This window comes from Fulvivirga sp. (assembly GCF_040220315.1).
Classification (GTDB): Bacteria; Bacteroidota; Bacteroidia; order Cytophagales; family Cyclobacteriaceae; genus Fulvivirga.
Window position 1 is genome coordinate 1 of the sequence record NZ_JAVJUY010000205.1, and the last position, 9,711, is coordinate 9,711.

The 9,711-nt window shown below is 36.9% G+C and carries 12 protein-coding genes; 5 read left to right on the top strand and 7 right to left on the bottom strand.

Features of this window, described 5'->3' with window-relative positions:
• The 5 genes from RLO81_RS10065 to RLO81_RS10085 form a co-directional block, all read left to right on the top strand.
• Positions 1 to 485 (top strand): Crp/Fnr family transcriptional regulator (locus tag RLO81_RS10065; RefSeq protein WP_350110893.1); only part of this gene is annotated, 485 nt, incomplete at its 5' end.
• A gap of 90 nt (positions 486 to 575) precedes the next feature.
• Entirely contained in the window at positions 576 to 1,067 is a 492-nt protein-coding gene (locus RLO81_RS10070; RefSeq protein WP_350110896.1) for a YybH family protein, read from the top strand.
• Positions 1,067 to 2,038, top strand: a complete 972-nt coding sequence (locus RLO81_RS10075; RefSeq protein ID WP_350110899.1) for a zinc-binding alcohol dehydrogenase family protein — start codon at positions 1,067 to 1,069, stop codon at positions 2,036 to 2,038. Before RLO81_RS10070 ends, RLO81_RS10075 begins: the two co-directional genes overlap by 1 nt.
• Positions 2,039 to 2,075: 37 nt before the next feature.
• On the top strand, positions 2,076 to 2,294 hold the full coding sequence (locus tag RLO81_RS10080) for a putative signal transducing protein (protein WP_350110902.1): 219 nt from the start codon (positions 2,076 to 2,078) through the stop codon (positions 2,292 to 2,294).
• Positions 2,295 to 2,380: 86 nt separating this feature from the next.
• Positions 2,381 to 2,869, top strand: a complete 489-nt coding sequence (locus tag RLO81_RS10085) for a hypothetical protein (protein ID WP_350110905.1) — start codon at positions 2,381 to 2,383, stop codon at positions 2,867 to 2,869.
• 133 nt (positions 2,870 to 3,002) lie between these two features.
• Here RLO81_RS10085 and RLO81_RS10090 read toward each other — a convergent pair whose 3' ends face one another.
• From RLO81_RS10090 to RLO81_RS10120, 7 genes are all read right to left on the bottom strand, one after another.
• Positions 3,003 to 3,737 (bottom strand): head GIN domain-containing protein, encoded by a 735-nt coding sequence (locus RLO81_RS10090; protein ID WP_350110908.1) that lies wholly within the window; start codon positions 3,735 to 3,737, stop codon positions 3,003 to 3,005.
• A gap of 85 nt (positions 3,738 to 3,822) precedes the next feature.
• Positions 3,823 to 4,257 carry a hypothetical protein gene (locus RLO81_RS10095; RefSeq protein ID WP_350110911.1) on the bottom strand — a complete coding sequence of 145 codons (435 nt, stop codon included), beginning with the start codon at positions 4,255 to 4,257 and terminating at the stop codon, positions 3,823 to 3,825.
• Between the two features lie 3 nt (positions 4,258 to 4,260).
• A complete protein-coding gene (locus tag RLO81_RS10100; protein ID WP_350110914.1) occupies positions 4,261 to 4,635 on the bottom strand; it encodes a DUF3127 domain-containing protein in 375 nt (124 codons plus the stop codon).
• Between the two features lie 171 nt (positions 4,636 to 4,806).
• Positions 4,807 to 6,885, bottom strand: a complete 2,079-nt coding sequence (locus RLO81_RS10105) for a ComEA family DNA-binding protein (RefSeq protein WP_350110917.1) — start codon at positions 6,883 to 6,885, stop codon at positions 4,807 to 4,809.
• Positions 6,882 to 7,694: a PorV/PorQ family protein gene (locus RLO81_RS10110; RefSeq protein WP_350110920.1), complete on the bottom strand. Its 813-nt coding sequence runs from the start codon at positions 7,692 to 7,694 to the stop codon at positions 6,882 to 6,884. Before RLO81_RS10110 ends, RLO81_RS10105 begins: the two co-directional genes overlap by 4 nt.
• 58 nt (positions 7,695 to 7,752) lie before the next feature.
• A complete protein-coding gene (locus RLO81_RS10115; protein ID WP_350110923.1) occupies positions 7,753 to 9,171 on the bottom strand; it encodes a POTRA domain-containing protein in 1,419 nt (472 codons plus the stop codon).
• Positions 9,172 to 9,276: 105 nt separating this feature from the next.
• A partial coding sequence (locus RLO81_RS10120) for a prolipoprotein diacylglyceryl transferase family protein (RefSeq protein ID WP_350110926.1) occupies positions 9,277 to 9,711 on the bottom strand: 435 nt, incomplete at its 5' end.

Here is a 9,711-nt window from a genome sequence, read left to right on the forward strand (position 1 = left end):
TAAAGCGTAGACAATTCATACTTGCTCATGGGGAAGTTTGTAAGCAATATCATTTTATTGTCGATGGCTGCTTTAAAATGTATAAGATAGACGATGCAGCTAAAGAACATAACCTTCATTTTGCTGTCGAAAATCAGTGGATCACAGACATCGGCAGCTTTCATTCCGAGCGGCCCAGTCAGCTCTACATTGAGGCTATTGAGCCATCTACAATCCTACAACTATCCAAACCTGATCTTATCGAATTCTATGAAGATAATATCAAATTCAACCGAATTTTTCGAGTGATGGTTGAAGAAGAGTACGTGCGCTTACAGCAAAGGCTACTTCAAACTATTAGCACTACTGCTGAACAGCGCTACCTGGAGTTTATTGAACTCTATCCCGACCTGTATAACAGAATATCTAATGTACAAGTGGCATCGTACCTTGGCATTACACCTGAATTTCTGAGTAACATTCGTAACAAACTCAGCAAGTCTTAAGCTAGTTTAAGATTCCTTATTAAATTACTTTAAAGGTCTATCAGTGAACGGTTTTTCATCTTTGTGCTGTACATAAACAGAAAGAATATTATGAGAAAATTAATCACAACTGCGCTGGTTATTACATGGTTGATGACTAACACAGTACAAGCTATCCCAATGGATGATCACAAAAACGATGAACCCATGCAAAAACAAGAAAAAGTAGCTATTGAGGCGTTGCTTCAGACCTACAAAAAATCATTAAACACCTCAGATGCCAAATTAGCGCAAAGCGTTTATACCAAAGATGGTATATTCATGCCCACCGAGGCTCCAACAGCTATTGGATCGGAGAATATTCTAAAGTCGTACGAGTTTATTTTTACGCAAATTCAATTGAATATAGAGTTTTTTATTGATGAGATTGTGGTTGAAGATGATTTTGCCTATGCAGTAACCACTTCCAAAGGAACAGTTAAAATTCATGCTACCGGAATTGAGGCGCCTGAAGCAAACCGAGAACTCTTTATATTTGAGAAGGTAGATGGTGTATGGAAAATCGCTCGCTACATGTTTAATAAATCAGAACGAAAAGGTTAATGAAAGCAGCAGTAACAACAAGAGCAGGTGTTCCAAATGTTATAGAGATAAAAGAAGTACCTCGACCAGAATTAAAATCTGGTTGGGTATTAATCAAAGTAATGGCTTTTGGGCTCAACCGTTCCGAAATTTTTACGAGAAGAGGAGAATCTCCAGGAGTTATGTTTCCAAGAATACAAGGCATCGAATGTGTGGGTATTGTGGAAGAAGACCATTCTGGAACTTACAATAAAGGACAGCAGGCAGCAGCCATCATGGGCGGTATGGGCAGATTTTTTGATGGCGGTTATGCAGAGTTTGCACTGGTTCCACTTGACATCGTATTTCCTTTTAAGAGTAACTTATCTTGGGATGTTTTAGGAGCAATTCCTGAAATGTTCCAGACAGTTTCCGGATCGTTAAATCAAGCCTTGGAAATAGAAGGAGCAGAAATACTTTTGATCAGAGGTGGAACTTCTTCGATCGGTATGTTGGCTTGCCAGCTGGCGAAAACAAAAGGACTAACTGTGATTTCAACCACGCGAAATGAAGATAAGAGGCAGGCTTTACTAGATAACGGAGCCGATTATGTGTTAATTGATAGTGGACAGGTGCAAGAACAACTACTGGAATTATTCCCTAAGGGAGTGAACAAAGTATTGGAATTAATAGGCACACGCACCCTGAAAGACTCGCTGAAATGTATTGCCCCAAAAGGCATAGTCTGCATGACGGGCATACTTGGTAATGAATGGACAATGAACGATTTTACCCCAATGGGTGATATCCCTTCGCTCGGTCGATTAACTGTTTATATGGGTGAATCAAAAAACCTTTCCAAGGAATTGCTTCAGGAATTTATTGAAGAAGTGGAAAAAGGGAATATTCGACTGAATATTGACCGTGTTTTTGATTTAGAACATGTGCCTGAGGCGCATCAATACATGGAAGACAACAAAGCCAAGGGGAAGCTAGTTGTGATACTCAATTAGGATAGGCAATTTTGTTAACCAAAGAAATGGGATTCAAATGGATAATTTGATTAAAATTTTAACAGGTGATGATATAGGGATAAATAGAATTTCTTCAATGTTAAATGAATCTGGCATTCCCACCTTAATTAAGAATGTTGAAGAATCTGCTAGAACAGCCGGTTTTGGAGCGCTGTCTAATAGCACAGAATTATTTGTAAATGAATCTGATGTGGAATTGGCTCAAGAAATAAAAAAAGATATTGATAGGGATTGATGCTTTATCAAATGCAAGCAGATTCTTAAGTCAGCAAAAAGGGGCACAAGCAGAAGCTTGTCTAGAGAAGGATTTAATATGATTTTATGAGGTATTTAATTGTAAGTTTCGTTTTACTTTTAATCTATTCCTGCAATTCTAATTCTAAATTGAATTCTGAAGAAAATATTGATTCAGACTACTCTTATTTAATTAATTTATTTGAGAAGGAAGTTAAAAGCAGAATTGAATTTATGAATCAAAGTAATAATGATTCAATATCAACAACAATTGAAATTGATACATCAATTGTTATGGATATTACAAACTCTAATCTCTATACTGTTTTGACTCAGTTTACTTCAGAAGATAAAAGAGTAAAAATTGGTGTTTTAGGTATTGGAAATTTTGATGATAAAAGCCCTCCTTTTTCAGTTATGATTGGGAGGAATGTAAAACAGATTTTAGGTGACTCATCAATCGTTGCGGGTGATAGCTTATACTTTTATGGAAAATTGATCGATGATTATGGGACTAGACCTATCAAAATGGCCTTTGATTTGAAGTTTGATGGCACAAATTATCCTTGGAGATAATTAAAGAAGAAACAAGGCAAGTTAGAAATCACTAAGCAACGTCATCCCGAAATTTGCCTTAGAAATGTCTAAATCTATAACCTTACTAAGCTTTAAAAGCGTAGTAAGGTTGATTCTGAGATTATGACAGTTATTAATAAGCCCTATCAATTTCACCACTACCGTACACCTTTTTAGTGACAGATTTGGTAGAACCCTTGTGCTTAATACTGCCGCTTCCGTATACTTTGGCCTCTAATTCTTGAGATACATTAATTTCACATACACCAGAACCACTTTGTTCTACTTCAGCATACTGAATGTCACATTCAAATGCATGGATAGATCCACTGCCACTCATTTTTATAGTGTTAGAAGTTGCGTAACCCTTTAATTTTAAATCTCCGCTACCTGAAACTTCTGTTTTAACTTCTTTTCCCTTCACATCCAAATTCATACTTCCTGAACCTGAGATAGATAAGTTTAAGGTGTTAGCAGCTAATGAATTTTCAGAAACGACTTTACCATTTCCGTTAACCTTAATGGTATTAATATCCCTCACGCTTATATATACATTCATGGTAGGCGATATTTTTATGTCATCTATTTTAGACCAGATACTAGCATCAGGATCTTTCTGCTTTCTTTCAATATTGATGTGAAGTATGCCATTTTCTACTTCCAGTTTGGTTAAATCAAAAATTTCAGATATTGCCTCAACAGTTACTTCTTGTTTATTGGATTGCTTGAGATGAACTGTATATCCGGAGTTAACATAAATTGCCGAGAACTCAGCTAACTCAAGGGTTTTACGAGTTACATCCGATCCAAAACCAAATGTAAGCGTGTTAGAAAGTAGCAATGCAAATACAATTATAATCGATTTCATATAGTAAGAATTAATGATTTCACTAAATATAATTGCCTACACGACTCTGTGAAAGTTCAATTCTATAAAGAGCAAATAAGTTAGATTAGTTCTTTGTCCAATCGTCTGATGACGAAACGCCTAGCTGGCCGGATTTGTATTCCATAATGAAGTCAAGTAGTACTTCTTTCTGGCAACCTTGAAATTTGGTTTCTCCTGTGCTTTTAAATAGAATAGGGTATGACATACCGTATTCTCTGCTAAATTGAACTACTTTATCGTTTTCATCTATCAGGAAGCCCCATTCTATTTGTATCGGTTGTTTTTTACACGAAGCTGGAGCAAAACCAAAAACATCGTAATGATACACTCCTGTTCCATCTTGTTTTAATTCCAGGTATCCTGATTTTCTTCCTTTATAGATGCCATAGAATTTGGTGTCAACATCAAACGTGGTTCTAACTTCAGAACCGTTGTACTCCATGATTCTGAAATCGTTGGTGGCAAGAAAAAAGAGAAGAACTAACGCTAATGTCTTCATTAATTAGAATGGTAAGTCGTCTTCGTTCTCAGCTATCCATCCTGGCTCTTCTAATGATGGCTCAGCCGAAGGGGGTGGAGTAGTGCCAGCATTTCCTGATGAAGCACCTTCAATTTTCCAAGCCTGTAGTGAGTTAAAGTATTTAACACCGCCTTTTGGATCATTCCACTTTCTGCCTTTTAGGTTAAAATGAACATCTACTTCATCGCCTACATTGAAAGCATCAAGTAAGGTGCATTTATCTTGAATGGCTTCAAATTTCACATATTCAGGATATTGCGGGTTTTCGGCATATTCAACAACGAATTCTCGTTTTTGAAATGTATTAGTTACCTGTTGCGTGTCTGAGATTTCAAGAAGTTTTCCTTTAATGTTCATGGGTGATCTGTAAAATTTTGAATTAAAAGCAAAGGTAGTATTCGATTTAAATAATCGTAACCATTCACTTCTTTTTTCTAAAAATTGCCTTGAAAACCAAGATAAAAATAATGCCTCCTATGGCTATGGCTAAAAGTGTTTGTGAGTCTATAAGTTCTACTGCATGCATGGTTAAAAATTTATTCGTGCTTGAATTCTGATATCCGTTTTAATATTACCATCAATTTCTTCATTTCCCGAGCTGATTACATCTCGATCGCGATAATGGGTGCGAGCATATTTGGCCCAGAATGTCAGATTTCTGGTGGGTTTATATTGCACTACAATGTATTGCCTGGTTCCAACACCATTGTAAGCGGGCACTGAAAAGGCGTAGAGCACATCGCGTTCAAATGCATATTGCGCATTATTAAAGTCATCGGTTTCAAACAAGGCAATACGGCCGCTTACCTTTATCTTCCAAAAATCAACATTCACATCTTGCCAAATGGCAAACCCCTCTGTTTGGCGAGAATTGAAATCATAAGAACTCCATTGCACCCTGCTTTTGAATGAAAGTATATCATTGGCAGGGAAATCAACACTCAACAAGTAGTTTCTTTTAATTGCTTCTAATGGAAATCGAATCAATTCATCACTTTCGGTGCTAGGTAAATTATTAGCCTTAGCTTCTTCACGGAATTGGCCCGTAAATACGATTGACCTTGTAGGCTTGTAGGTTATTCTCGAAAGATATTCATATCCACTGGAAGGGGCATTAATGTTTGATCTTAGCCATGGAAAACTGAAGGAATCAAAATAAGCCGTGGCTATTAACTTTCTACTCAACGTATACTTTAATCCCCAATACCATCCATTTTCATTGATATTGCGAGTGGATTCGCCAAATGCATTGCCATAAAATGTATGAAAATCTTTCGCGTAATTTCTGATAACCACCGAGGTTTCCAGTTTAGATGTGATGCTACCAATAGCACCAGAAACAAAACCAAAACCTCCACTTTTTGACATGGCAATTTCTCCAAAGACATTAAAATTCTGCCAGCTATAATCGCCAAAAAAACTTCCTGTGTAATTAGTTGTTCCTTTAAACTCAAAAGCATTATATAGTCTATCGGCTCTTTGAAGGTTTTGGCTTAGTTCAGTAACTATAATATTGGTTCCTAAGCTGTACTTGGCAGCTCTATCGGAGTAAAGCACTGTTCCTCCATAATTAACTTCTTCAATAGAATTTCTATTTCGCAATTCAGATTCGGTTCTGTGAAAACCTGACTGTTGAATGGAAGTAATAAAATCTTGACTTTCAACAGTGTCAGACCGGATAGAGGCATCCTGATCAAGGTTGGAATAGAATCCTGTTACTTCCAGTTTATCAGAGATGGCATAAGTAGCTGCACCACCACGAAAGAAGTTTGTTTCAATTACCGAGGTGTATGGCCTGATTCCAAGGTTAGACCGTCTAACAGTTGTGATTGTCTCCGCACCTTTACCTACATTAAACCCAGAACCAAATACTAAGCTCTGGCCAAACTGCATCTGATAGTCGCCTAGAATAATATTCTTAAAATTCCCTTGATTCATCAATTGTATATGTCCACTATAAAAATCAGCGCCATATTGTTTGTTGTCAGGATCCCAAGCTAGTTCTTCGCCTGCATCTTTTTCGGCAGTAAAACCAATACTAAAATCATTAATATGGCTAGTACGGAAACGCGTATAAACCTTACCAGGCCCACCAATATAGTTGGAGTTTCCTAAACTATCTGATGGTTTAAAGCCCCTTTTTTCTTCCAGTGTTGTTTCATATCGGATGAGCAAATAGTTGTTATTTTCTTCTGCAATTCTTCTCCATAAACTTCGGCTGTCAGCGTTTAGGCCAGACTCTCGTACGATAACAAATGGTAGCAACCTGTTAATGGTAATCTGGTCAAAGTCTGGTATAGCCTGAAGCTCGTAAATACTTAACAACCTGCCATTTTTTGCTGTATAGTTAAAAAAAGATTGAATCTGTCCTTCATTGATAATAAATAATGACCTTAATTCTTCTTCACTTGTATTATTAAGATTGATCGGATCTGAATAAAAAAGTAGTAGCGTTTCAAATAATTCTTCGGAAGAAACATCGCCATTTTGCACTGCAAATATTTCTTCAATAAATCGTTCTAAGTCTATTTCGGGTTGTTTAAATTCCTGTGCGAGTGAACTGTTGCACAGTACCATAATTATTGATAATGTAACCCAACCTCTCATTCTTTAATGGTATATGAAAGTGAGGCTTGATGACTTAACCCCAAAGTAGTATCCCAGGTTAAAGCATAGTCTATTGCCAGTTTCTGACTAATAAACCCTAAGCCAAAAAAGTTGGTGAACTCATTGGTACTCACACCTGTTCGTGCGAAAAATTTGTTTAAAAACTTATATTCTAATCCTGCTTTAAAACGGGCATCTAAATCAATATCTTTCTCAGCTTCTGCAGTAAGCATCAATTTCTCATTCGCCTGATAACCAAGGCCGGCATATAAAATGGTAGGTGCACGTTCATCGGTAATGGAAGAAACTTTTGCCTGATTGATATTGCGGATATATGCACCAAATCTAATTTGTTCGGTGAGCGTGGCCGTTCCGCCAAAGTCTAGTGTTACCACACCTTGAGTGCCCATACCCTCAATATTGTATTGCAAATAATTAGCTCGAAAACCTAGCGAGGCAATACCAAAACTGTTGGCATAGGCCAGGCTGGCTATTTGTTCGCTGTATAAATCATCACCAAACTTAAATGCTGAAACGCCAAGTGTACCCATTGTAAAGTTGGTGATAAATCCAGCTCCGAGGCTGTTAAGACCACTTATTCCATATCTATTGGTAAAGGCGCTGAATGCTACTGTTTTTTCATTCCTACCTAAGCCTCCCGGGTTGTAAAACAAACCCCATTGATCGTTTACTGTACTGTAAGCATTACCCATTGCCGTGGGCTTAGCGCCTATTTCATTAATTCCATTTTGACAATAACAGAAGAGTGGTAAACAGGAGAGGAAGGCGATTATCAGTCGAAATTTCACGTACACATATTTAGAGTGTAAAATTGAAATATTCTACCTCTTAATCAATATCTGAGCACTAAAATTCTTTTTTAAAGTGTAGAAAAAAGCCCGATTCTTTTTCACGATTAAAAGAATATTCGAGTCTGATTACTGAATCGTAGTAGGAGACAAAGTCCAGACCAAAGCCTGTGCCAAACAAATACCTATCTGAGAGGGTTGTGTTAAGTTCATAATTTTCGAAATTTTCTACATAGCCCATATCATAGTATGTTTTAATGTAGATATCCAGCGGCATTTTTCTAAATTGCTCTAAAGGAAGTGGCCTAAGGTTAAACACTTTCGAGAAAATACGTTTTTTAAAAGTAGACCGGTTTAGCCCAAAACTCTTGCCTTCAATCAGGTATAATTCATAGCCACGCACAAAGTCCCTTCTTCTTCCCAGTCCTTCAAAAATATTGTAGGGTTGGTTGTCTAAGAAACTGGCAAAGGCAGAGGAATAGTTGGAGAAGTAATAGTCATTTCCCAAATCTACATACTTGAAAAGGCTTGTTTGAATGGTTAATCGATTAACATCATCAAATAACCCTATACCTTCTTTTATTACTTGCAGCTCCATTTTTGTTCCTTTCAGTGGATAGGAGGCGAAATCTCGTTTATCGTAAGTAAAGTAGTAAGATAGTTCTGCATATTTTTGTGTGGTAGCATCTCGTGTGTAGTACTCAGGGTTAATGATAGAAACAGTATCTGTAACCTCATTTTCATAGAACGAAAAATTCAGGTTGTGAAAACTGTAAAAAGATCTGCGGTACATATAGCCAGCGGTATATTCTTTGGTAACGCGTAATGTTTCATCAGAATCCAGAAATAATTGCTTGTGGTTTTCTGTGCGAACAGCAATATTTTTATTCTCCGCATAATCATAATTTAAAAACAGGCCATGTCGTTTATTCTTATCAAGATAAGGTACCTTATAAGTTAACCCAAACTTTTGGGTATAGCCGAGTTGCAAAAGCAACCTTAAGGTCTCATTTCTGCCTCTGAAATTATTCTTATAAATATTAACACCATAATTGGTTCTGCTCAAATCTCTGTTCTGGTTTTGCCACCAGTCGTTAAAGTTTCGATCTACTAAATCAAAAATTGGAACTGGAAAGGTGTACCAGCGTTCTGTCACTGTTACAACAACGTCAACTGTAAAGTCGTCTAAATATAGAATGGAGAGGTCAACAGTATTAAATAGCCGTGTATTTAGTAGTTTGCTTTTATCGAGCTCAAGAACGGCCTCCAAGTCAGACTTAAAAATGGTTTGTCCTTTTTCAACATTTAGCTCCCTAAGGATAATTTCATCCTTAGTTTTTTTATTTCCAATTATAAAAACAGCATCAATATAAAGTGGAACATCTTTTTCCTGCGTGGCCGTATCCTGTCTGTTCTGCACTGAATCTTGCAGTGGATTAAGTAAACCTAAAAAGAGTGTTAATACTATTGCCGACATCTACAGCCTTCTCCAACCATTGTTAAAACGCAGGATAACGAAATAATTAACCTTATCCAGTCTGCGAATTTAAAGAAAAGCCCATTAAATGTATAATATTAATATTTACTCTATAGTTTCAGGGCCATTTTTTATGGCTCTGGCTAGAATTAAAATACCAGCTAAGATTAATGGTATACTGAGTATCTGACCCATGTTTAGTGCCATGCCATCTTCAAAAGCAACCTGATTTTCTTTAAACAGCTCATGCACAAATCGTAACCCAAATAAGATGATTAAAAATAGGCCTAATAGCAGTCCGGCAGGAGTACGTTCTTTATACCTTGTCCAAATAAAAAAGAGCAGGAAGCATAGCATTAATGTTGTGAATGATTCATAAAACTGTGTTGGGTGCCTGATGATGCCCAGCGCAGCTACATCAGCACTAAAAGTGCCATCAGGTTTTTGATTTAAGGCATATTCAATACGTTCATCATTGCCTAGTGTAATATGTTCGTTTACATATGAGTAGTTGGTAACAATTTCTTTGAATCGGCCGTC

What these genes read in the sequence shown, in the direction of transcription:
- RLO81_RS10100 (WP_350110914.1), bottom strand. Translation starts at nt 4,635, where the DNA reads ATGAACATTAAAGGAAAACTTCTTGAAATCTCAGACACGCAACAGGTA.
- RLO81_RS10075 (WP_350110899.1), top strand. Translation starts at nt 1,067, where the DNA reads ATGAAAGCAGCAGTAACAACAAGAGCAGGTGTTCCAAATGTTATAGAG.
- RLO81_RS10115 (WP_350110923.1), bottom strand. Translation starts at nt 9,171, where the DNA reads ATGTCGGCAATAGTATTAACACTCTTTTTAGGTTTACTTAATCCACTG.
- RLO81_RS10105 (WP_350110917.1), bottom strand. Translation starts at nt 6,885, where the DNA reads ATGAGAGGTTGGGTTACATTATCAATAATTATGGTACTGTGCAACAGT.
- RLO81_RS10095 (WP_350110911.1), bottom strand. Translation starts at nt 4,257, where the DNA reads ATGAAGACATTAGCGTTAGTTCTTCTCTTTTTTCTTGCCACCAACGAT.
- RLO81_RS10085 (WP_350110905.1), top strand. Translation starts at nt 2,381, where the DNA reads ATGAGGTATTTAATTGTAAGTTTCGTTTTACTTTTAATCTATTCCTGC.
- RLO81_RS10080 (WP_350110902.1), top strand. Translation starts at nt 2,076, where the DNA reads ATGGATAATTTGATTAAAATTTTAACAGGTGATGATATAGGGATAAAT.
- RLO81_RS10070 (WP_350110896.1), top strand. Translation starts at nt 576, where the DNA reads ATGAGAAAATTAATCACAACTGCGCTGGTTATTACATGGTTGATGACT.
- RLO81_RS10090 (WP_350110908.1), bottom strand. Translation starts at nt 3,737, where the DNA reads ATGAAATCGATTATAATTGTATTTGCATTGCTACTTTCTAACACGCTT.